The sequence below is a fragment of the Microbulbifer regidiadema (SeqCode) genome, assembly GCF_052466995.1.
Map to the genome: position 1 here is coordinate 4,056,140 of NZ_CP174297.1, position 22,607 is coordinate 4,078,746.

Consider the following 22,607-nt stretch of genomic DNA (forward strand, 5'->3'; position numbering starts at 1 on the left):
TCTCTTTGGATTGCGATTCCCCGCTCCTGAATTTATTGCTTGGAGTTTTACCTGCTCCCTTTGATTGGGCGGTGGAGTGCGCCAATCCAAATCGCTGTTTGGGTAAAGCGTAATGAGGTTAGTTAACAATATTGTTTTGGTCTAGCAGGATAAGCTTAAAAACTTGTTGGTCACAATTTTTTTGATATACGTAGAACGCTGTTCAAAATTATTTCGGTTTACCGGAATTTACTCGCATATTTTGGCGCAATAGTTTCTTGTGTGGTTTGGGGCGCCTGATTGGGGAAATATAGAGCCAGTATTGTTTATTGTTGGGGTTAAATATATAGAGGTTCTTTTGATTGGAATCCTAGACTGCACTGTAAGTCATTTAATAATTTCTGCTTCTGTTTGAGGATTTCCTGTGCTTCTTCAATGCTGATTTTTTGAAAGGCTATTTTGTCTGTGGGGGATAGCTGGCCCAGACGGTGGAGTTCTGATTTTATAATATGACCTATTCGGGGATAGCCACCAATAGTCTGTCCTTCAATAAATGAGATGATAGGGTTTCCATCCGCCGGCACCTGAATACTGCCGGGGTAGAGCCCAGATGATCGCAGCTGCTCTTTGCCGGTTTTAATATTATAGGGGGCGCAGTCGCTTTTGCCGGATAGGCGAATACCCATGCGGTTGCTCTGGGGGGATACTGGATAAGTTGACCGGTAGAACTGCTCAATAAACTCCCTGGAAAATAATTTGCTCTCTGCTCCAGGTACTACTCGCAGCTGTAAATTTTTGGAGTAGTGGAGGTGAAACCTTGGCTCGAGGCCGAGCTCTTTTGTCGGGTGAATTTCTTTTAGGGGGATAATCTCTTCGGAGCCTATTGGTCTGCCGTTGTTTGCGCCAAATTGACTAATAATATGGGTTGCCGAGCTGCCTAAAATGTCGGGTGTGTCTATTTTTGCAGAAATTGCAAGGTAAGTTCTTGCGCCAGAGATCGCCTGGGAAATATCTAAGATATCCCCGGATTTAACCTTGTAAGTCCGGAAGTTTTCCAGTGGATTATTGTTTAAGGCACCTCTGAACTGGCCTCCGGCTATAGCGATAGTGAGGTTACATAAAAATTCGATTTTAGGTCCGAGCAGGGTGATTTCAAAAGTCGGATTTCCCAGGGGGTTTTGCAGTAGTAGGTTGGCTATTTTCATCGACAGGGGATCGGCAGCACCTCCCCAGGGAATTCCACAGTGCATCAATCCCGGGCGCCCCAGGTCCTGAATGCTTGTCTGTAACCCCGCGCGAATAAAGCGAATGCCCATAAATTTTCCTTGTTAGGAGAGGTTGTTTTTGGCGCTCTGTGAGAGTTGCTGAAATTGCCGGGTATCTATTGGGTAAAATTCGATTTCATCTAGGGGCGCAGCGATAAAGGGGCAGGGCTTTGCTGGTTGAAAAAGATTGAGCGGTGTCTGGCCAATAATTTGCCATCCGCCCGGTGTGGCCTGGGGGTAGATACCGGTTTGCTCTCCGCCAATACCCACTGCACCTGCGGGAATTCTTGTTCTGGGGGTTTCTTTTCTTGGGCAGTAGAGCTTTGGGTCAAGCCCGCCAAGGTATAAAAAGCCTGGGGTAAAGCCCAGCATATGCACTAAGTAACGTCGTGCACTGTGCCGCCTGATAATTTCCTGTGGGGATAGTTTGCTGTGCCTAGCTAAAATCTCCAGATCTGGAGAAAAGCCCTCCTCGTAGCATACAGGAATACGCACTATACGAGGCTTGTCGGGGGGTGGGGGAGGGTTGCGGAGAAAATCCCCGATAGTTTTACTGAGTAGTTGGCATAGGGCTTTATGCTCCCATAGAGCCGGGCTGAAAATAACGGTCAGGCACTGATATGCGGGAATAATATCGATAATACCTGCTTGATCTTCATCTAACAGCGCTGCTCTTAAGTCGATAATTGTCCGGCTAAGTGCCTTGCTGGGCTGTCCGGGAAAGCGAATATCTACCGCACAATCCCCGTTGGCAATCAGTGTTGGCGGGCTGGAGTGTGTCATCGAACTATACTCACACCATTGGTGTTGAGGTGTTGATAGAGTTGTCTGGCGATAGCGGGCGCCTGGGGGTTATCACCGTGAAGGCAGAGGGTGTCTACGGAAAATAGTAATTTGCCGCCGTGGTAATCTTTAAACTCCAACCCCTTTGCCAGGCAAGTTGCCTGCTCCAGGCACCTTTCTATCTCGCTAATAACCGCGTTGCTCAGTGAGCGAGGCGCGAGTTGGTGGTCGCTCAGATATTGCCTGTCGATAAAGCCTTCGCGAATAAATGCTTTATGGGGGGCGGTGAGCTGCATGGCGCCATTGGCTAAGCCCAAAACCTTTAGAGATGGGTAGCGTTTATTAAATAGGGTGGTGATACTTTTGGCCATTTCTCTGTTTGATTCTGCATCGTTGTAGAGAGCGCCGTGTAGTTTGATATGGTCGAGCTTGGCTCCAAGCTGGTGTGCAATATTTTCTAATCGATCTATTTGTTCGCAGAGAGAGTCGAGTAATTTTGTTTGTGGGATGTCTAGCGATTTTCGACCAAAATTATCCCTGTCGGGATAGCTGGGGTGAGCGCCAATTTTTAAATTATTTTGTAGTGCATTTTCTATAGATCTGGCCATGATAGCTGGGGTGCCGGCGTGACCACCGCACGCTATATTACAGCGGGAAATAAACGGCATGATTTGAGCGTCCCTATCACAGCTGTGTAAATCCGTACCTTCACCCAGATCGCAGTTGATATCGATATTCACTGTGGCATCCCGATCGTACTAAATTGGAGTTGGTTTAAATGCTAGGGGCCTGTCTATTAAGATGCTTGGTCATTGGGGCACTGGCTTGTAAGTAGGTGGCATAGAAAGATACCAGAGAAATCATAATTGCACTTACCGCGACAACTAAATTCAAGTGTTCGCGATTTAAAAGCCTCATATTTTATCGAGCCTGTCTAGTCGTTATTCTTAAATAAATTGATAACAAAGGATGCCGAGCTCTAGGCCGGCATCCTTTCTTGTTCGGTTAATCCAGCATTGCTTTTAAGAAATGTCCGGTATGGGAAATGTCCATTTCTGCGACGTCCTCGGGTGTCCCTGTGGCAATAATTTGCCCGCCGCCAGAGCCACCCTCCGGGCCCAGGTCTACAATCCAGTCCGCAGTTTTTATTACGTCCAGATTGTGTTCGATCACTACGATAGTATTGCCGTGATCGCGCAGGCGGTGCAGAACGTCCAGCAGCAATTGGATATCGGCAAAGTGCAGGCCGGTAGTGGGTTCGTCGAGGATATACAGGGTCTGTCCGGTGTCGCGTTTGGAGAGTTCGCGGGAGAGTTTTACCCGCTGGGCTTCACCACCTGAGAGGGTGGTGGCGGCCTGCCCCAGTTTGATATAGGACAGACCTACATCCATTAGGGTTTGCAACTTCTTCGCGATTGCGGGCACGGGATCAAAGAACTCCCGGGCATCCTCCACGGTCATTTCCAAAACCTCGTGGATATTTTTGCCCTTGTAGTGCACCTCCAGGGTCTCGCGGTTGTAGCGCTTGCCGTGGCAGGTATCACAGGGGACATAAATATCCGGTAAGAAGTGCATTTCCACTTTAATTACGCCATCGCCCTGACAGGCCTCGCAGCGGCCCCCCTTGACGTTAAAGCTGAAGCGCCCGGGTTTATAGCCCCGCGAACGGGCCTCTTGGGTGCCGGCAAACAGATCGCGAATGGGGGTGAAAATACCGGTATAAGTTGCCGGGTTGGAGCGGGGCGTGCGCCCGATAGGGCTCTGATCAATATCCACGCATTTGTCGAAGTGCTCCAGGCCGTGTACCGCTTTATAGGGGGAAGCCTTAAGGGTTGTGGCCTTATTGAGTGCTGTGGCGGCGAGCGGGTACAGGGTTGTATTAATCAGTGTGGATTTACCGGAGCCGGATACACCGGTGACACAGGTAAATAATCCTACTGGGATCTCCAGGTCGACATCCTGCAAATTGTTGCCGCTGGCGCCTTCGAGGCGCAGCAGGTAGTCCGGGTCGGGGACGTAACGCTCCTCTGGGACGGCAATTTTCTTTTTGCCGGAGAGGTATTGGCCGGTGAGGGATTTTTTACACTTGGCAATTTTACTGGCGCTGCCCGCTGCCACAACCTCTCCACCGTGGACACCGGCACCGGGGCCGATATCGACAATAAAGTCAGCACTGCGAATGGCATCCTCGTCGTGCTCCACCACAATCACGGTGTTGCCGAGATCGCGCAGGTGGGTGAGGGTATTGAGCAGGCGCTCGTTGTCTCGCTGGTGCAAACCGATGGAGGGCTCATCGAGAATATACATAACCCCCACGAGGCCAGCGCCAATCTGACTGGCGAGGCGGATGCGCTGCGCCTCACCGCCGGACAGGGTTTCGGCACTGCGGTTTAGGGTCAGGTAATTCAGGCCGACATCGACGAGGAAGCGGAATCGATCGCGCAGCTCTTTGAGAATCTTATCGGCAATCTCTTTCTGAGCGCCCTTAAAAGTCAGTTCGTGGTCGAAGTACTCGAACGCATCGCCTACCGGCAGCTCGGTAATTTGCGCCAGGGTACGGTTATCCACAAAGACATGGCGGGCCTCGCGGCGCAGGCGGGTGCCGTGACACTCTGGGCACTTTTGTGTGCTCAGGTACTTGGCCAGCTCCTCCCGAACCGATTGGGACTCGGTATCCCGGTAGCGGCGCTGAAAGTTGGGAATAATGCCCTCGAAGGTGTGCTGGCGCACGGTGACATCGCCGCGATCGTTGACGTAGCTGAAGTCGACTTCTTCGTCGCCACTGCCCTGCAATATAACCTTGCGGTGGGCTTTGCGTAATTTTTTCCAGGGCTTATCCAGATCGAAACCGTAGTGTTCGGCGAGGGAGTCGAGCATGTGGTAATAGTAGATATTGCGTCTGTCCCAACCGCGAATGGCGCCCTCGGAAATACTGCTTTCCGCATCGATAATCACCTTGTCTTCATCGAAGAACTGCTTGACCCCCAAGCCATCACAGCTGGGGCAGGCCCCGGCGGGGTTGTTGAAGGAAAATAGGCGTGGTTCCAGCTCATCCAGTGAATAGTCGCACACCGGGCAGGCGTGGCGGGCGGAGAACAGACGGTCCTCCTGGTCCCCATCCATAAAGCTGATGGAGGCGATGCCGTCGGTGAGATTCAGAGCGGTTTCAAAGGACTCCGCCAAGCGCAGTTGCAGATCTTCGCGCACCTTAAAGCGGTCGACTACCACCTCAACGGTGTGCTTGCGGCGCTTATCCAGCTTGGGGGTGTCGTCCAGGTCGCAGGTAACCCCGTCGATCCGTGCCCGCACAAACCCGTCGCGGCGCAGTTGTTCAAACACGTGCTGGTGCTCACCCTTGCGATCGCGAACTACCGGCGCCAGCAACATAATTTTGCTGCCTTCCGGTAAAGCCAGTACCTGATCCACCATCTGGCTGATCGTCTGGGCTTGCAGGGGTTCGTCGTGCTCGGGGCAGCGGGGTTCGCCGACCCGGGCGAACAGCAGCCGCAGATAGTCGTAGATCTCGGTGATGGTGCCCACGGTGGAGCGTGGGTTGTGAGAGGTGGACTTCTGCTCGATAGAAATGGCCGGCGATAGCCCCTCGACAGTATCCACATCCGGCTTTTCCATCATCGATAGGAACTGGCGCGCGTAGGTGGAGAGGGATTCCACATAGCGGCGCTGCCCCTCGGCGTAGAGGGTGTCGAAGGCCAGGGAGGATTTACCGGAACCGGATAGGCCGGTAATAACGATCAGTTTATCGCGGGGAATATCCAGGTCGATATTCTTCAGGTTGTGGGTGCGAGCACCCCTTACATAAATCGTGTCCACACTCTACCTATATGCTGCTAATACGGGGCCGGGCCTCGGACTTGCTCCGCGCGGGGCGATCACAACTGCGGTGCCGGAAAAACAGTCAAGTATAAACTCGCCACCTGATGTGCGAAAATTGTCTTTCGCAATACCCGACATTCAGGCAGATAGCATTTGATGATTCCTGTGATTCTCTGTGGTGGTACCGGCTCGCGCCTGTGGCCACTCTCTCGCGAGGCCTACCCCAAGCAGTTCCTACCCCTTATCGGCGGCGAAACAATGTTGCAGGCGACTGTGCGGCGCCTGGAGGGCATTGAGCAGTTACAGGCGCCGATCCTGGTATGCAATGAAGAGCATCGCTTTGCCGCCGCCGAGCAATTGCAGGAAATCGGCCACGGGGCCCAGTCTATTTTGCTGGAGCCCTGCGCGCGCAATACCGCGCCGGCTATCGCCCTGGCTGCCCTGGCAGCCCTGGAGTCCGGCACAGACCCCTTGCTGTTAGTGCTGCCGGCAGATCACGCCGTTGCCAATGAGGCAAACTTTCAAGAGTCTGTAGAGTCGGCTCGAACCCTGGCGGAGCAGGGGCACCTGGTGACCTTTGGCATTGTGCCGACCCGGGCGGAGACCGGCTACGGCTACATTCGACGCGGGGATAACTTGGCGGCAACGGCCTGGAAAGTGGCGGAGTTTGTCGAAAAACCGGACGCTGAAACCGCAGAGTCTTACCTGGCATCCGGTGATTACTCCTGGAACAGCGGTATGTTCCTGTTCCGCGCTTCCCGCTATCTGGAGGAGCTGGAGCGATACCGTGCGGATATTCTCGCGGCCTGTCGCAGTGCCTATCAGAGCGCCGTCCGGGACCTGGATTTTACCCGGGTGGATAGAGCGGCCTTTGCTGCCTGTGCCGATGAATCTGTGGACTATGCAGTGATGGAGCCGACGGAGTCCGCTGCGGTAGTGCCCATGGATGCGGGTTGGAGCGATGTGGGCTCCTGGCAGGGGCTGTGGGAGCTGGCTAAACGCGATGCCAATGACAACCTGCTCCAGGGCGATGTGTTGCTAGAAGACTCCCAGCGCTGTCTGGTGCGTGGTGAGAGCCGCTTGGTTAGCCTTCTCGGCGTATCCGACCTAGTAGTTGTGGATACCGATGACGCGCTTTTAATTGCCGACCGGCAGCGGGTTCAGGAAGTCAAAAAACTGGTCGGCAAGCTCAAGAGCACTGGCCGCAGTGAGGCCCAAAGGCATCGCAAGGTGTATAGGCCCTGGGGCTACTACGATTCGATTGATGCGGGGCCGCGCTTCCAGGTGAAGCGTATCGTGGTAAAGCCGGGTCAGCAGCTATCCCTGCAAATGCACCACCACCGCGCTGAACACTGGGTTGTGGTGCAGGGGACTGCCAAGGTTACCCGGGGCGAAGAAGAGGTCCTGATCACCGAGAACCAATCGACTTATATTCCCCTGGGGGTGGTGCACCGCCTGGAGAACCCCGGCACGATTCCCCTAGAGCTGATTGAGGTGCAATCCGGCAGTTATCTCGGGGAGGATGACATTGTCCGACTCGATGATGAGTACGGTCGCAACTAGCTGTGGATAAAAGTTGTGCTGTTTCCCCTACAGCCGGGAGGCGGCTCACTGTACAATGCGCGCCCTATTTGATGCTGTTCCGGGATTTGCATGAATTCCATTGAGCGCCGTGCCCTGGGTGGGCTGGCTTCCCTGTATGTCTTTCGTATGCTGGGCCTGTTTATGGTCCTGCCGGTTCTCACTGTGTACGGCGAGGGCTATCGCGATAGCACGCCCATGCTGCTGGGACTGGCAATGGGCGCCTATGGTCTGAGCCAGGCGATACTACAAATTCCCCTGGGGCTCCTGTCCGATCGCTGGGGGCGCAAACCGGTTATTTATACGGGGTTGGCGCTGTTCGCCCTGGGTAGCGTTATCGCTGCGCTGACGGACTCGGTTTACGGCCTAATCGCGGGGCGGGTACTACAGGGCTGTGGCGCGATTGCCGCTGCGGTGATGGCGCTGGTGGCCGATTTAACCCGCGATGAAAAGCGCGGTATTGCCATGGCAATTATCGGGGCTTCGATCGGCGTCGCGTTTATGCTGGCGGTGATATTGGGGCCGGCGCTGGCCGGTGTTGGCGGCTTGCCGGCGATTTTCTGGGTGACGGCGGGTCTGGCGCTACTGGGCGGATTGCTGGTCTGGCGTTTGGTGCCGACACCAGAGGTAGCGCGGCGTCCGGCGGTTTATGGCAGCGGCTTCCATAGCGTAGTTAAAAACGGCCTTGTTTGGCGCTTGGTGTCCGGAGCCTTTTTCTCCCACTTGTTGCTCACGGCGCTATTTGTCGCCCTGCCACTGGTACTGGTCGACAGGTTGGAGTGGCCGGCAGATGAACACTGGAAGCTGTATGGGCCGTTAATGTTCGGCACTTTCCTGGTGATGTTGCCGCTGATGAGGGTGGCGGAGAAAAGTGACCGGGTAGCACTCGCACTTAACTTTGCCGGTTTGGCTTTGATCGGTGGCAGTGCGGCCCTGCTGTGTGCAAGCAGCTGGCTGTTGGTTGTCTCGCTGACGGTATTCTTTATCGGTTTCAATCTGCTTGAGGCCCTGCTGCCGGCACAATTGACGCGGAAGGCCCCGGCGGAGGCGAGAGGTGCAGCTACAGGGCTCTACGCGACCCTACAGTTCTTTGGCACCTTTGTCGGCGGCAGCCTGGGTGGCTTGCTATTTGGCTTGGGGGGCGCCTCGGCAGTTGCCGGGCTGGGCTTGGCGGTGCTGCTGGTGTGGATGTTGTTGTGGTGGGCCCTGCGGGATAAGCGTTGAGGTAGTACTTACTAACAGCGAGCCGCTATTGTATCCTACTGGATATAAATACAATATTTGCTGCTGGCGCAATCCTGTGCTGGCGGCGTATCAAAACACTTGATCGTTTAATTGATCACTTAAATAGTTTATTGCCCCGGGTGGAGCCCGGGTCGAGGAGAGGAGAGGGCGATGGCCAGGGGTATTAATAAAGTAATTCTGATCGGTAACCTGGGAAATGACCCGGAAACCAAATATATGCCCAGTGGCGGCGCTGTTACCAATATCAGCTTGGCGACCAGTGAGAGCTGGAAGGACAAGCAAACCGGTCAACAGCAGGAGCGCACTGAGTGGCACCGCGTGGTGTTTTTTAACCGCCTGGCTGAGATCGCCGGTGAGTACCTGCGCAAGGGCGCCAAAGTTTATGTAGAGGGCTCCCTGCGCACCCGCAAGTGGCAGGATAAGAATAGCGGCCAGGACCGTTACACCACTGAAATTGTCGCCAGCGAAATGCAGATGCTGGACGGTCGCGGTGAGCAGGGCGGTTTCGGCCAGGGTATGGGCGGCGCTGGTATGGGCGCAGCTGCGGGTGGTCAGATGGGTGGCCAGTCCATGGGTGGTTCTGGAGGTTTTGACCAGCAGGGCGGCGGTTTCCAGGGTGGCTACCAGCAGCAGGGCGGCCAGGACGCTTACGGACAGCAGGGGCGTACCGCTCCCGCACCGATGGCACCAGCTAACCAGCAGCCCCAGCAACAGCCAAACCAGGCCCCTACCGGTGGTTTCGATAATAGCTTTGACGACGATATTCCCTTCTGAGAACTGGATTGACCTGTGTCTGAATTGAATACAGGCTATATGCCGGATACCGTCGCCATTATCACTGCGGGCAATGAGATTGACGGCGCGTTGCAGAAGCGATTGCAGCGCGCGGGCTTTCGCATCCAGCAGCTGGCTCCCGGGGAAATCGACCAGTTGAGACCCGGTTCAATAGTGGTTAATGCCTCTGCCTGCGCCGATAATCGGGGTATGTCGGAGTCGCTACAGGTGAGTGAGCAGCTTTGTGCTGCGCCCTGTGAACATATTATTCACCTCTCATCCTGTCGGGTATTCTCCGGCGGTGAGCGCCGTCGCTATGACGAGGATGAACCGGCGGAGCCCCAGTCTTTGAGTGGGCGCGAGTGGCTGGCGTGTGAAGAGGCGTTTAGTGGGTTGCAAAACCTGACGATTCTGCGCTTTGGCTGGATGGTGGATAGTGGCCCCGATGCTTTGCTGGGGCGCATTTTGCGGGATTTTGTCTCCGCTGAGCCCCTGGCCCTGGATGGGAGCGACAGCGGCAATCCGGTGACGGTAGTGGATATGGCCCGTGTTGCGGTGGCCGTTGCCCAGCAGCTTGCCAGCGGCGCTACTGCCACAGGCGTATTCCACTACGGCAGCTCGGACAGCTGTACAGAGATAGAGTTTGCCCTTGAGGTTGTCGAGCGCGCCCAGGCTTTTTACGACGAAGAGCGCCTGGCCCAATTCGCGGCACCTGGGGGTGAGGATGAAAAGCGGGATCGCAGTATTGTACTTTCGTGTGGCAAGCTGCGGGATGTCTTTGGCATTCAGCAGCGCAGTTGGCGACAGGGACTGACACGTCAAGTTGAGCTGTGGCTGGAGCGCTTGCACGCGGCAGCGGAATAGTGTGATTGCTGTTACACGGCCAGTAAAAAGGGCGCCTTGAGGCGCCCTTTTTATTTTGCTCAGATTTTATCGAATATCAGACAGGCATTGGTGCCGCCAAAGCCGAAGCTGTTGGACATAGCCCGCTTCACCTCTGTCTCGCGAAGCTCGCTGACCAGGTCCATTCCCTCGGCAGCAGGGTCGAGGTTCTCTACATTAGCCGATGCCGCAATAAAGTTGTTCTGCATCATCAGTAGGCTGTAGATAGCTTCCTGAACCCCCGCAGCTCCCAGGGAGTGGCCGGTAAGCGACTTGGTGGAGGCAAATGCTGGAACCTTATCCCCAAAGACCTCACGCATGGCTTTTAATTCGGCGATATCGCCCACGGGCGTAGAGGTGCCGTGGGTGTTGATGTAGTCCACCTCGCCTTGCAGACCTTTGCCATCCATGCCGGCCAGGGCCTGTTGCATACAGCGGGCGGCGCCTTCACCACTGGGTGCAACCATATCGTAACCATCGGAAGTTGCGCCGTAACCGGTCAACTCCGCATAGATGGTCGCACCGCGCGCCAGGGCGTGCTCCATTTCTTCCAGTACCAGGCAGCCACCGCCGCCGGCGATCACAAAGCCATCGCGATCGGCATCGTAGGGGCGGGAGGCGTGGGTTGGGTTGTCGTTGTATTTACTCGACAGGGCGCCCATGGCATCAAACAGGTGGGTAAGGCTCCAGGCGAGTTCTTCACCGCCACCGGCAAAGACGACATCCTGCTTGCCCATTTGGATTAGCTCGGCGCCGTGGCCAATGCAGTGGGCGCTGGTGGCACAGGCAGAGGAAATACTGTAGTTGACCCCTTTAATTTTGAAGGGGGTTGCGAGGCATGCGGATACGGTGCTGCCCATTACCTGGGGGACGCGGTAGGCGCCGACGCGGCGCACACCTTTCTCCTTCAGGGTATGTGCGGCATCAATAATCTGTTGGGTGGATGTGCCCCCAGAGCCCATCACAATGCCGGTGCGCGGGTTGGATACATCGGTCTCTTCGAGGCCGGACATCTCGATAGCTTCGCGCATGGCTATGTAGGCATAGGCGGCTGAATCGCCCATAAAGCGCAGTTGCTTGCGATCGATATGCTCTTTGAAGTCGATGTCCACAGGTCCAGCCACATGGCTGCGCAGGCCGAGTTCCCGGTATTCCTCTTGGAAGCGAATACCGCTGCGGCCAGTTTTTAGTGACTCAGTGACTGCTTGAATGTTGGTACCGATACAGGAAGTGATGCCCATTCCGGTAATGACGACCCGACGCATAGTGATCTCCAGCATAACTTGTCGGCAGAGGACAGATGGTTTCTACCGGTATTAGTCTTAAACGAGTTTAAAAATTATCCGTGCGGGTAAATAAGCCTACGCGAAGATCCTTTGCGGTGTAAATCTCCCTGCCATCCACAGAGACACTGCCGTCGCCAATTCCCATAACAAGCTTGCGCTCAACAACCCGGCTCATTTGGATATGGTAAGTCACCTTTTTGCTGGTGGGCAGGATTTGGCCTGTAAATTTAACTTCACCACAGCCCAGTGCACGGCCGCGACCGGGATTGCCTTTCCAGGCTAAGAAATAGCCCAACAGCTGCCACATGGCGTCCAGGCCCAGACACCCGGGCATTACGGGGTCACCGGGGAAGTGGCAGTCAAAGAACCACAGATCGGGGTGAATATCGAGTTCGGCAATCAGCTCTCCCTTGCCAAATGCGCCGCCATCTTTGGAGACGTGAGTGATCCGGTCCAGCATCAACATATTGGGAGCCGGCAACTGGGCGTTGCCTGGGCCGAACATCTCGCCGCGAGAGCAGGTCAGGAGCTCCTCTCTGGAGTACTCACTTTTTTGTACAAAATTACTCATCATTTCCCCGCTAATGGGTGGTTATGCAATTGACAATGGACATTTTTGCAAGAGCGGGCATTCTAAGGGCTGTGTATCGCTTGTCCAGTCAGTCAGGGCAATTTTTGTGACTGGCGCCAGTGTTGCCTTCACAACTACTGCCTATTTAGCTTATAAACTCCCTTTGCTGGTTTGTTGAATTTTGGCTTTACCTTCGGGAAATTCACACTTTGGGGCAAGTTTATCGGGTTCGTGTGTAAGTGTTCGCATAGCGGCGCTATGATAAGTTGCCATCCCTGCGCGGGGGCGCGCTGATAAAACATTGATTGGGGGAGCATAATGCTCAAAAAATGCCTATTTCCTGTCGCCGGTTACGGCACTCGTTTTCTTCCTGCCACCAAAGCTATGCCTAAGGAGATGTTGCCGCTGGTTAACAAGCCCCTGGTTCAATACGGTGTCGAAGAGGCTATCGAGGCCGGGCTGACCGAGATCGGCTTTGTTACAGGGCGTGGTAAGCGTGCCATTGAGGATCATTTTGATACCAATTTCGAGCTGGAACAGCAAATTGCCGGTACCGGTAAAGAGCGCTACCTGGATTCCGTGCGCCAAGTAATCGACAGTGCGAGTTTCTCGTATACGCGCCAGGGGGAAATGAGGGGCCTGGGAGACGCAATTTTACAGGGACACCGCCTGGTTGGTGACGAGCCCTTCGGAGTCGTGCTGGCGGATGATCTGTGCCTGAATGAGGATATGGGTGTTTTGGCGCAAATGGTCCAGCTGTATAAGCAGTTCCGCTGCAGTATTGTCGCTGTAGAGGAGGTGCCAAAGGAGCATATCCATAAATTTGGAGTTATTGCAGGTAACGAAATTAAACCTGACTTGTACCAGGTTACCGATATGGTCGAGAAGCCCGCCGCAGAAGATGCCCCCAGCAATATGGCAATTATCGGTCGCTATATTCTGACACCGGATATCTTTGATCTGATTCGCGATACTCCACCGGGTAAAAATGGTGAGGTTCAAATTACCGATGCGCTGATGGCGCAGGCCCAGCAGGGCTGTGTGCTGGCCTATGCCTTTAAGGGGCGCCGCTTTGATTGTGGCTCTGTAGAAGGGTTTATCGACGCGACTAACCACGTTTATGAAAACGTGTATCTGCCAGAGCAGGCAGAGGGGGGTAAGGGCCAATGAATGAGCTGACTTGCTTTAAGGCTTACGACCTTCGCGGCCGTGTCCCCGATGAGCTCAACTCCGACGTTGCCTATCGGGTGGGCCGCGCCTTTGCCCAGTTTCTGGGGGCCCGCCGCGTTGTGGTGGGACATGATATTCGTTTGACCAGCGGCGAACTCACCGACGCATTGGTGAATGGTTTGCGCGATGCCGGCGCCGATGTATTCCATATCGGTGAGTGCGGTACCGAAGAAGTGTACTTTGCCAATTTCCATGGGGACTTTGACGGCGGTATTTGTGTGACTGCCAGCCACAACCCTATGGACTACAACGGTATGAAGTTTGTGCGTGAGGGGAGCAGTCCGATCAGCGGTGATACCGGTTTACTGGATATCAAGCGCCTGGCCGAAGAGAACAATTTCCCCGCCGTTGAGCAGCGAGGGAGTTTGCAGCGCTTCGAGCACCGCGCTGATTTCGTACAGCACTTACTGGGATATATCGATAGCACCGCACTGAAGCCACTAAAATTGGTGGTGAATGCCGGTAATGGCGGTGCAGGTGCTGTTGTGGATGTGCTGGCTCCGCAGCTGCCATTTGAATTTGTGCGTGTTCACCACGAGCCCAACGGCAACTTCCCCAATGGAATCCCCAACCCAATACTGATCGAGAATCGCCACTCAACCGCTAAGGCCGTGCGTGAAAGTGGCGCTGATTTTGGCATCGCCTGGGACGGTGATTTTGATCGCTGCTTTTTCTTCGATGAAAATGGCGATTTTATCGAAGGTTACTATGTTGTTGGCTTGCTGGCGGAGGCTTTCCTGGTAAAAAACAGTGGCGCCAAAGTCGTACATGATCCGCGCCTGCTCTGGAATACCGAGGATATTGTCCAGGCTGCGGGCGGGGAGCCGGTGCAGAGTAAAACCGGTCACGCCTTTATTAAGGAGCGTATGCGCAAGGAAGACGCCATTTATGGTGGTGAAATGAGTGCGCATCATTATTTCCGCGATTTTGCCTATTGTGATAGCGGTATGATCCCGTGGCTATTAGTTGCGGAGTTGGTGAGCCGCAGTGGTAAATCGCTATCTCAGCTCGTCGGCGAGCGCATGGCTGCTTTTCCCTGCTCGGGAGAGATCAACTCTAAAGTTGAGGATGCCGCAGCGCTGTTAAGGGCGGCGGAAGAAAAGTATGGCCCCGCAGCTGACAGTGTTGAGCACGTAGATGGGCTGAGCGTTGCCTATCCCGAGTGGCGCTTTAATTTGCGTATGTCAAATACTGAGCCGGTTGTTCGCTTGAATGTTGAATCCCGGGGAGATGAGGTGTTGATGCGGGAAAAAACAGAGGAGCTTCTTCAGCTGATCGGCTGATGCCTTTTTTCTCGTATAAAAAGCCCCGCAAATGCGGGGCTTTTTTGTTTGAGGGCTGTCTGTTTACAGGAGTCGGGTAACAGCCTGGATTGGCCCTTTGGGGGTTTTTAAGTGCTGGGCGTAGATTTGCCACTGGTTGTCAATCCGCACTCCAACGACAGAGGCGTAGTCGGTGTAGTTGTGGTGGTGGGGTTTTAGAGCTGAGCGGCCAAGGGATTTTTGCACCCCGCCGAAAACCCAGAATTTCCCCTGATTGATAACGGCATTGTGCGTGGCTTTGCCATTAAGCCCCTGGTTTTTTCTCGGCCGAATATGGGCAACGACCGGCATATTTGCGTTGTGCCCGCCTATACAGAAACAGCAGTCACTGAGCTGGCCGGTAACCATAATGTCGGCACCGTTGCGCATTTGATAGGGTTCAATGCGATCTAGGGAAAGTTTTTCACTCCAGTCGATCATGCGAATATGGTGAACTTTGACTGTTTGTGGGTCTTCGATAAAAGTCCCATTGGGGTCAAAAGCAAATAACTCGTTGGGTTTATCGTCACCGGACGCGCCCATATTCATGGTATAGGTCCCGAATTGATAATCCATAACTTCGGTTTTTTTACTGCCGGTAATTTTTATGAGATTACTGCCCAAGAATATTTCCGGGTAATTTTTTAGCTGATAAAGCGCAGTAGAGCTTTTCATATCCTGGTCTCTCTATGCTAATTACTTGTGCGCTTGTTATTTTGTGCCTCTGTGGAATTAAAATTGACGCCTAAAATGACAAGCAGGACAAATCGTACCCAAAGTTGGGTGCTTAGTGGAAAATAGGTGCGAATAAAGCTCGTTACTTGGTCAGGAACATCTGCGCTAGGGCTGCTCAGTTGCGGCGCAGCTAGGGGGATTTGCTCTTGGGAATATTTAATTTGCCCGAGCTATTGCGATAGCCCGGGCAGCAATTACTTTTAGACGTTTCTCTCTATGGCAAAGTTCGCCAATTGTTGTAGGGCGGTTTTTTGTTCACTGGTGGGCATAAAGGCCAGCTGTTTTTTGGCATCTTCCACGGCGGCTCGCGCGCGCTCCATGGTGTAGTCCAGTGCACCACAAGCCTCAATGGCCTCCACGATTTCTGTGAGTTTTTCCGCGCTGCGCTGCTCGATCGCCGTTTTTACCAGCAATGCCTGCTCTTTACTGCCATTGGCCATGGTGTAAATCAGGGGCAGGGTGGGTTTGCCTTCCGCCAGGTCGTCACCGACATTTTTACCCAGCTCTTCGGGGTTGCCACGGTAGTCGAGCGCATCGTCAACCAATTGGAAGGCGAGCCCCAGATGGCGGCCGTAGAGCTTCAGTGCGGTTTGCTCCTCGCTTGAACAGCTGGCTAATACGGCCGCCGTCTCACAGGCGGCCTCGAACAGAGCGCCGGTCTTTTTGTGGATAACGGTAAAGTAGTTCTCTTCGCTTACCGCCGGGTCTCCAGCGTTGACCAACTGTTGAACCTCGCCCTCTGCGATGGTGTTGGTGGTCTCCGAGAGAATTGCCATGATACTCATATCTTCCAGGGCAACCATCATCTGGAAGGCGCGGGAATAGAGGAAGTCCCCCACCAGCACACTGGGTGCATTGCCCCACTTGGCATTGGCGGTGAGGCGGCCGCGACGCATGTCAGAGGTGTCCACGACGTCGTCGTGCAGCAGGGTGGCAGTGTGAATAAACTCAATAATGGTGGCGAGATCAATATGGTTCTGGCCCCGGTAACCGCAGGCCTTGGCGCAGAGCAGTACCAGTAGCGGGCGCAGGCGTTTACCCCCGGCCTCAACCAGGTAGTGACCTATATTTTCCACCAGGGGAACGTCCGAGTGCAGTTGGTCGAGGATACGCTGATTAACCGCAGCAAAGTCTTCGGCGGCGACCCGGTGAAAAGGCAGCATGTGAGAGTTCCTTATACGACTAGACAGGGGCCTTCCGGGGGCCGGAGGGCGAAGGGGCGCTATTGTATCAACCCGGCGAATTGATTAGAATCTGCGCCCCGCCAATTGCGGGCTCTTTGCGGCTATTGAGTCGCTATTGGAGCCTTTGGCGAATAGATGTTAAACACACGGCGCAAGCTCCCGAAATGCGGAGCAGTGACTTAATGGTCCTCCCGCTGCTTCGTGTCGTCCTTACCGGAGCATAGAAATATGTACGCTGTTTTTGAGAGCGGTGGCAAGCAACACCGTGTAGAAGAAGGCGAAGTACTTCGCCTGGAGAAGCTGGAAGTAGCAACTGGCGAATCCATCGATTTTGATAAAGTGTTCATGGTTGTCGATGGCGACAAGATCAGCATTGGCGCTCCTGTTGTAGATGGCGCTAAAGTAACTGCTGAAGTGGTAAGTCACGGTCGCGGCGAGAAGGTGAAAATCATCAAGTTCCGTCGTCGTAAGCACTCCATGAAGCGCCAGGGCCACCGTCAGTGGTACACCGAAGTTAAAATCACTGGCATCAAGGCATAAGAGAGGAGTAACGACTCATGGCACATAAGAAAGCTGGCGGTAGTACGCGAAATGGTCGCGATTCCGAGAGTAAACGCCTGGGCGTGAAGCGCTTTGGCGGCCAGTCTGTAGCAGCAGGCAACATCATCGTTCGTCAGCGTGGCACCAAGTTCCACGCCGGTGTTAACGTTGGTATGGGCAAAGACCACACCCTGTTCGCCACTGCGGACGGCGTTGTGAAGTTTGAAGTTAAGGGCCCCAACAACCGCAAGTTCGTTTCTATCGAAACTGCTTAAGCGGTCATTAGCCCAAGCTTCATAAAAAGCCCCGCTATTGCGGGGCTTTTTTGTTGGAAACGTCGCAGAAAAGCCGCGACGGGAAGTTAGGGTGGCAGTTGCCCACAGGGGGCGGCTTGTCGGCTGGTATGATGATAGGGGTGCGCGCATGTGTGCACCGGATGAGACAACCGCTGTGGCGGTGGAGTGATTATGAAGTTTGTCGATGAGGCGCCCATCTTTGTGCAGGCAGGTAAGGGCGGCAATGGCTGCCTGAGCTTTCGCCGGGAAAAGTTTGTTGAGAAGGGCGGCCCGGATGGCGGCGACGGTGGTGACGGCGGCTCCGTTTACCTGGAGGCCGACGATTCCCTGAATACCCTGGTGGATTATCGCTACCAGCCCCGCTATGCCGCTGAGAGCGGTCAGCCGGGCCGGGGGCGCAACTGTACTGGCGCCAAGGGTGAGGACCTGGTCCTTAAGGTGCCGGTGGGCACCACGATCATTGATGTGGATACCGGCGAGACACTCGGCGATATGACCGAAGCCGGTGAGCGCCAGCTGGTGGCCCAGGGGGGCTTCCACGGTCTGGGCAATACCCGCTTCAAATCCAGTACTAACCGTGCGCCGCGCCAGACCACCCACGGCACTGAAGGCGAGATGCGCAGCCTCAAGCTCGAACTGAAGGTTCTGGCGGATGTGGGCATGTTGGGGCTGCCCAATGCGGGCAAATCCACGTTTATTCGCGCCGTCTCTGCGGCCAAGCCGAAAGTGGCCAACTACCCCTTTACCACCCTGGTGCCAAATTTGGGGGTGGTGCAAGTGCAGAAGCATCGCAGCTTTGTGATTGCAGATATTCCCGGCCTGATTGAAGGTGCAGCCGAAGGGGCGGGCCTGGGGATTCGCTTCCTCAAGCACTTAACTCGCTGTCGGGTTTTGCTGCACTTGGTTGACTTGGCTCCCTTTGATGGCTCTGATCCGGTGGAGAATGCCCGAGCCATTGAGCGCGAGCTGTCCACCTTTAGCCCGACCCTGGCCGGGCGTGAGCGCTGGTTGGTATTGAACAAGACCGACCTGGTGCCCGCTGCGGAGCTGGAAGAGCGCTGTCAGGCGGTAGTAGATGCCCTGGGTTGGGAGGGGCCTGTATTCCGTGTGGCGGCTATTCGCAAGGAGGGCACCGATGCCCTCGGCGGTCGCCTGATGGATTACCTGGAAGAGCGTCAGGAAATCGAGGCGCGAGATCCCGACTTGGCTGTGGCGGAGCTGGAAGCGCAGCGTCAAATGCAGCGCGAAGCTCGCGAGCGTATCGAAGAGTTGAGAGAGAGTCATCGCGCCAAGCGCAAAGCGGCCAAAGGGCAGGTGGATGACGATGAGGATTGGGATGATGACGACGACCACGATGTGGATGTCGAGTATCGCTCTTAAATGGCATGGAGCGAGCAGTTGCTGAGTTAGCCCGGCTCGCTCAATAGTTACCTTGTCCTGAGGGGGAAGCATGGACTCCGCAACAGTGTCCCGGCAGGCGTTGACCAAGGCCCAGCGGTGGGTGATAAAAATCGGTAGCGCCCTTCTGACAGATAATGGTCGAGGTGTGAATACCGCTGCCATTTCTGCCTGGGTGGCGCAGATGGCTGATTTGCGCCGTCGAGGAATCGAAGTCGTTCTGGTGTCATCCGGCGCTGTTGCGGCTGGTATGGACCGATTGGGCTGGTGTCGCCGGCCCGAGTCTATCCACCAGTTGCAGGCGGCCGCTGCCGTGGGGCAGAGCCATCTGGTACAGGTTTATGAGCAGGCCTTTAACCGCTTTAATATTCGCAGCGCTCAGATCCTGCTGGATCACGACGATCTCTCCAATCGCACCCGCTACCTGAATGCTCGCAGCACTTTGCGCACACTCCTGTCTCTGGGGGCTGTGCCTATCGTGAATGAAAATGACACGGTGGTGACTGACGAGATACGTTTCGGTGACAACGATACCCTGGCGGCGCTGGTGGCGAACCTGGTTGAGGCGGATGCCCTGCTGATTTTGACCGATGCGGACGGGCTGTTTACCGAAGACCCCCGCGACAATCCTGAGGCGGAGCTAATTGGTGAGGCCTCTGCGCTTGATCCCAGGCTGCTGGAAATGGCGGGAGACTCTCGCAGCGGTCTGGGTCGCGGCGGTATGACCACCAAGGTGCGCGCAGCGCAGCTGGCAGCACGCTCAGGAGCCTGCACAGTGATCGCTGGCGGTGCCCTGGAGGCGGTGATAGATAAAGTCTGTGCCGGCGAGCAGCTGGGCACCCTGTTACTGCCAGAGGCGGACCCCCTGGCGGCGCGCAAGCGCTGGCTGGCGGGGCAGTTGCAAGTGCGCGGAACCCTGACTGTGGATGCCGGTGCCGAAGCGGCTGTGAGCGGCAGTGGTAGCAGTCTGTTGCCGGTAGGGGTGACCGCCGTTGAGGGGCGTTTCCGGCGGGGGGATCTGGTGTCTTGCAGGAATACTGAAGGTCGCGAGATAGCGCGGGGCCTGGTCAATTATGACAGTAGTGAGAGTGGTCGGATTCTGGGGCAGCCATCGGAGAAGTTTGCCGACCTTTTGGGGTATCGGGATGACGATGAATTGATTCACCGCGATAACCTGATCCTGCTCTGAATTGGCAGGTTTCGAATACAAAAAAGCCCCGCAATGCGGGGCTTTTTTGTGTCTGCTGCCTAAGGGGTTAGGCGGCCAGAGCTTTGATCTGAGCGTTCAGACGGCTCTTATGACGAGCGGCTTTATTCTTGTGAATAATGCCTTTGTCTGCCATACGGTCAATAACGGGAACTGCTTCTGCGTACGCAGTTTTTGCTTTTTCCGCATCGCCGGCATCGATGGCCGCAACTACCTTCTTGATGTAGGTGCGCACCATGGAGCGCAGACTGGCGTTGTGCATGCGGCGCTTGTCGTTCTGGCGCGCGCGTTTCTTCGCTTGAGGTGAGTTGGCCACCGGTTGCTCCTGTCTGGAATCTATAAATCTGTAACTAACAGGCCCTGGGGCCCGATCGGGACGCGACATTATCGCTACAGTTGGTTGTTTGTCAACCATCGCGGGCGCCTCGGTGCAGATATGTTGTCAATCTGCGGTCGCGGTCACCCGCTCGACAACTCCAGGCTGAACTCTACACCGCTGCCGTCGCTGCGGTTGCGGGCTTTTAAGGTACCGCCGTGAAAGTCGGCAATCAGTTTGGCGATATGCAGCCCCAGCCCCAGGTGGCCGGCGTTATCGCCCTGCTTGCGCACGGATACGAGCGAGTCGAACAGCTTGTGGGCGTAGCCGTCCGGGAGCAGGGGGCCGTCATTGCCCACGGTGATCAGATACTTATTGCTATTCGCTGTCACTGACAGGCGGACTTCACTGCCCGTGGGGGCAAAGCTACAGGCGTTATCTACCAGTTTATCGAGCAGCTGTGCCAATAGCTCCGCTGCGCCGTGGCAGGGCAGTTCCCCTGCGGGTTTGTTCAGGGCGAATCGGTGTCCGCTGTGGGCATCGCCATAGCACTGTGTCATAACTTCAAGCAGGTCTGCCAGGTCGAAGGGCTCCCGCTCCGCCTGGTGGATGCTGGTTTCAAGATTGCTGGCGGCGGAGAGGCTGTTGAGAATGCCTGACAGCCGCGCGCTGCCGTCCATGGCCCGCTCGGCATAGCGGCGACTGTATTCGTCGAGCTCCCCGGCGGTGAGGTTGTCCAGGGAGGAGCGAACTACGGCCAGGGGGGTGCGCAGCTCGTGTGACAACTTACTGGCGAGAGTGCGCAGGTACTGGTGGTATTGGTCCAGCTCGCCGAGCAGGCTGGCGAAGGCCCGGTTTAGCTCCCCCAGCTCATCGCCGGCTTTCGAGCGGGGAAAGTTACCGCGCAGCTTGCCACTGGAATCTACCGCGTTGCGGGCGGCCTGGTGAAGCTTGCGTACGCGCCAGGAAAGCCAGCTGGCATAGCCCAAAAGAAAAAGCAGGGCGATAGCGGCAGCGGTGCAGCTGATTAACCACAGGCGGTGAGCGGCACCCTCCGTTACCGATTGCATCGCCTCGCCGGATTGCAGAACCAGCACCTGTCCCAGGAGGGGGCGCTCAACCACTTCATCGACCCGGGTGATTACGGGCACACTGACTACGCCAATGCGGGATTGCAGAGGCCCTGAGTACCACTGCTCCCGAGTAGTGCGCCTGCCGGGGGCTGGGAGTGGCAAATTATTTTCCGGCAGCTGTGGCAAATGCTCTCGGGCGAGTAATTTGCGGTAAGCCCAGCTTTGCAGCCAGGAATCGGTTTGGGGCTCGGTCAGGTGCAGTTGCCCGTTGCTGGCGAGAAGAAATCCCTCGCTGTCCACAACCGCGAGGTGTAGCCCCGGGCGCGCAAAGTGGTCCAGCTCCGCCTGGAGTTCTGGTAGAGGGCCTACCAGGCGCCCCGGGCGACCATCTGCTGGCAGGGTATTGGCGCTGTGTGCCGGTGGGGAGCCGTCGCTGTTGACCCTGTCGCGAATGCGGATGGCGAGGGCGCCACCGGTCAGGGCCCGGGGCAGGGTCAGTTCCAATTGATACCCCTTGGCGGATCTTGTCCAGCGGCCCCGCAGGCGCAGCTCGCGCTCGTAGCGGCCCTCTCGCGGGTTGTGCCACAGGGCACTGGCGGCGCCCTGGCTGGCCACGGGCAGAGTGTAGTGGCGGTCGGCGGTGAACAGTTCTACCGTGTCGCCGCCAGCGATTAGGCCCGTGCGTGGGTCCCGGTAGGCGGGTGTTGAGTCGGCAACCGTGAGGAGCAGGTAGATTTGCTGATTTAGCTGCCCCAGTGTCATCTGGGCTAAGGGGGATAGCTGCTCGTCCAGCAGTGTTCTGGGCTCCAGCCCCTGTGTGCGCCATTCATCGCCATAGCCGTCAATTCTCGGCGCCTGTGATAAGGGGTGCAGGTAGAGCTGGGCTCCAGGTGGACGCGATAACCGCTGGGGGTCTGGGGCGATAAGTTGGGGGGCGCTGGCGAGGCGCGCGGCAATTGCCGCCGCAGTCGCTTCGATTGCCTGAATTTGGCCCTGTGCGAGGGCGGCGTCCACCTGGCGGAGGTACTGGCAGCCGGCCCAGGGCAGGGTGAGTGCGATCAGGCTGACGAGCAAGAGTTGGCGGCGTAGGTTCATACTTAAGGTTTTGATATTGCTCGCTCGGCGGC

At 55.9% G+C, this 22,607-nt stretch carries 20 protein-coding genes; 10 read left to right on the forward strand and 10 right to left on the reverse strand.

Annotated features, from left to right (window positions below; all coding sequences use genetic code 11):
* Nucleotides 1-317: 317 nt before the first annotated feature.
* The 4 genes from ACJJIK_RS17755 to uvrA all read right to left on the reverse strand — a co-directional run bounded on the left by ACJJIK_RS17755 (nt 318) and on the right by uvrA (nt 5,858).
* Nucleotides 318-1,295, reverse strand: coding sequence for a biotin-dependent carboxyltransferase family protein (locus ACJJIK_RS17755; protein WP_444929573.1), 978 nt, complete (start codon nt 1,293-1,295; stop codon nt 318-320).
* A gap of 12 nt (nt 1,296-1,307) precedes the next feature.
* Nucleotides 1,308-2,027: a 5-oxoprolinase subunit PxpB gene (gene pxpB, locus ACJJIK_RS17760; RefSeq protein ID WP_444943471.1), complete on the reverse strand. Its 720-nt coding sequence runs from the start codon at nt 2,025-2,027 to the stop codon at nt 1,308-1,310.
* A complete protein-coding gene (gene pxpA, locus ACJJIK_RS17765; RefSeq protein ID WP_444943472.1) occupies nt 2,024-2,767 on the reverse strand; it encodes a 5-oxoprolinase subunit PxpA in 744 nt (247 codons plus the stop codon). The genes pxpB and pxpA overlap by 4 nt, the downstream gene beginning before the upstream one ends.
* A 265-nt stretch (nt 2,768-3,032) precedes the next feature.
* The gene (gene uvrA, locus ACJJIK_RS17770) at nt 3,033-5,858 is read right to left on the reverse strand and encodes an excinuclease ABC subunit UvrA (protein ID WP_444943473.1); all 2,826 of its coding nucleotides are present in this window, start codon (nt 5,856-5,858) and stop codon (nt 3,033-3,035) included.
* Nucleotides 5,859-6,017: 159 nt separating this feature from the next.
* Between uvrA and ACJJIK_RS17775 the strand changes: the two genes are divergently transcribed.
* The 4 genes from ACJJIK_RS17775 (at nt 6,018) to ACJJIK_RS17790 (ending at nt 10,325) form a co-directional block, all read left to right on the forward strand.
* Nucleotides 6,018-7,424 carry a mannose-1-phosphate guanylyltransferase/mannose-6-phosphate isomerase gene (locus tag ACJJIK_RS17775; RefSeq protein WP_444929577.1) on the forward strand — a complete coding sequence of 469 codons (1,407 nt, stop codon included), beginning with the start codon at nt 6,018-6,020 and terminating at the stop codon, nt 7,422-7,424.
* Between the two features lie 90 nt (nt 7,425-7,514).
* Complete coding sequence (locus ACJJIK_RS17780) at nt 7,515-8,666, forward strand: MFS transporter (protein ID WP_444929578.1); 1,152 nt, start codon at nt 7,515-7,517, stop codon at nt 8,664-8,666.
* Between the two features lie 171 nt (nt 8,667-8,837).
* Complete coding sequence (ssb, locus tag ACJJIK_RS17785; RefSeq protein WP_444943474.1) at nt 8,838-9,461, forward strand: single-stranded DNA-binding protein; 624 nt, start codon at nt 8,838-8,840, stop codon at nt 9,459-9,461.
* Nucleotides 9,462-9,476: 15 nt separating this feature from the next.
* Nucleotides 9,477-10,325: a sugar nucleotide-binding protein gene (locus tag ACJJIK_RS17790; RefSeq protein ID WP_444943475.1), complete on the forward strand. Its 849-nt coding sequence runs from the start codon at nt 9,477-9,479 to the stop codon at nt 10,323-10,325.
* A 59-nt stretch (nt 10,326-10,384) separates the two neighbouring features.
* Here the strand turns inward: ACJJIK_RS17790 and fabB are convergent, their stop codons facing one another.
* On the reverse strand, nt 10,385-11,608 hold the full coding sequence (gene fabB / locus ACJJIK_RS17795; RefSeq protein ID WP_444929581.1) for a beta-ketoacyl-ACP synthase I: 1,224 nt from the start codon (nt 11,606-11,608) through the stop codon (nt 10,385-10,387).
* A gap of 67 nt (nt 11,609-11,675) precedes the next feature.
* On the reverse strand, nt 11,676-12,200 hold the full coding sequence (gene fabA, locus ACJJIK_RS17800) for a 3-hydroxyacyl-[acyl-carrier-protein] dehydratase FabA (protein WP_444943476.1): 525 nt from the start codon (nt 12,198-12,200) through the stop codon (nt 11,676-11,678).
* 318 nt (nt 12,201-12,518) lie between these two features.
* On the opposite strand from fabA, the gene galU reads away from it, so the two are divergent.
* Nucleotides 12,519-13,370, forward strand: coding sequence for a UTP--glucose-1-phosphate uridylyltransferase GalU (gene galU, locus ACJJIK_RS17805; RefSeq protein ID WP_444929583.1), 852 nt, complete (start codon nt 12,519-12,521; stop codon nt 13,368-13,370).
* Entirely contained in the window at nt 13,367-14,713 is a 1,347-nt protein-coding gene (locus ACJJIK_RS17810) for a phosphomannomutase (RefSeq protein WP_444929584.1), read from the forward strand. Before galU ends, ACJJIK_RS17810 begins: the two co-directional genes overlap by 4 nt.
* Before the next feature lie 63 nt (nt 14,714-14,776).
* Here the strand turns inward: ACJJIK_RS17810 and ACJJIK_RS17815 are convergent, their stop codons facing one another.
* Nucleotides 14,777-15,406: a hypothetical protein gene (locus tag ACJJIK_RS17815; protein ID WP_444929585.1), complete on the reverse strand. Its 630-nt coding sequence runs from the start codon at nt 15,404-15,406 to the stop codon at nt 14,777-14,779.
* A gap of 260 nt (nt 15,407-15,666) precedes the next feature.
* Complete coding sequence (gene ispB / locus ACJJIK_RS17820; RefSeq protein WP_444929586.1) at nt 15,667-16,629, reverse strand: octaprenyl diphosphate synthase; 963 nt, start codon at nt 16,627-16,629, stop codon at nt 15,667-15,669.
* 249 nt (nt 16,630-16,878) lie between these two features.
* On the opposite strand from ispB, the gene rplU reads away from it, so the two are divergent.
* The 4 genes from rplU (at nt 16,879) to proB (ending at nt 20,073) form a co-directional block, all read left to right on the forward strand.
* Nucleotides 16,879-17,190, forward strand: coding sequence for a 50S ribosomal protein L21 (gene rplU / locus ACJJIK_RS17825; protein WP_282934588.1), 312 nt, complete (start codon nt 16,879-16,881; stop codon nt 17,188-17,190).
* A gap of 17 nt (nt 17,191-17,207) precedes the next feature.
* Entirely contained in the window at nt 17,208-17,465 is a 258-nt protein-coding gene (rpmA, locus tag ACJJIK_RS17830; RefSeq protein ID WP_073277572.1) for a 50S ribosomal protein L27, read from the forward strand.
* A gap of 192 nt (nt 17,466-17,657) precedes the next feature.
* Nucleotides 17,658-18,866: an Obg family GTPase CgtA gene (gene cgtA, locus ACJJIK_RS17835; RefSeq protein ID WP_444929587.1), complete on the forward strand. Its 1,209-nt coding sequence runs from the start codon at nt 17,658-17,660 to the stop codon at nt 18,864-18,866.
* A gap of 70 nt (nt 18,867-18,936) precedes the next feature.
* Nucleotides 18,937-20,073, forward strand: coding sequence for a glutamate 5-kinase (proB, locus tag ACJJIK_RS17840; protein ID WP_444929588.1), 1,137 nt, complete (start codon nt 18,937-18,939; stop codon nt 20,071-20,073).
* A gap of 67 nt (nt 20,074-20,140) precedes the next feature.
* Here the strand turns inward: proB and rpsT are convergent, their stop codons facing one another.
* Entirely contained in the window at nt 20,141-20,407 is a 267-nt protein-coding gene (gene rpsT, locus ACJJIK_RS17845; protein ID WP_108731693.1) for a 30S ribosomal protein S20, read from the reverse strand.
* A gap of 143 nt (nt 20,408-20,550) precedes the next feature.
* The gene (locus tag ACJJIK_RS17850; protein ID WP_444929589.1) at nt 20,551-22,575 is read right to left on the reverse strand and encodes an ATP-binding protein; all 2,025 of its coding nucleotides are present in this window, start codon (nt 22,573-22,575) and stop codon (nt 20,551-20,553) included.
* Nucleotides 22,576-22,607 lie beyond the last annotated feature (32 nt).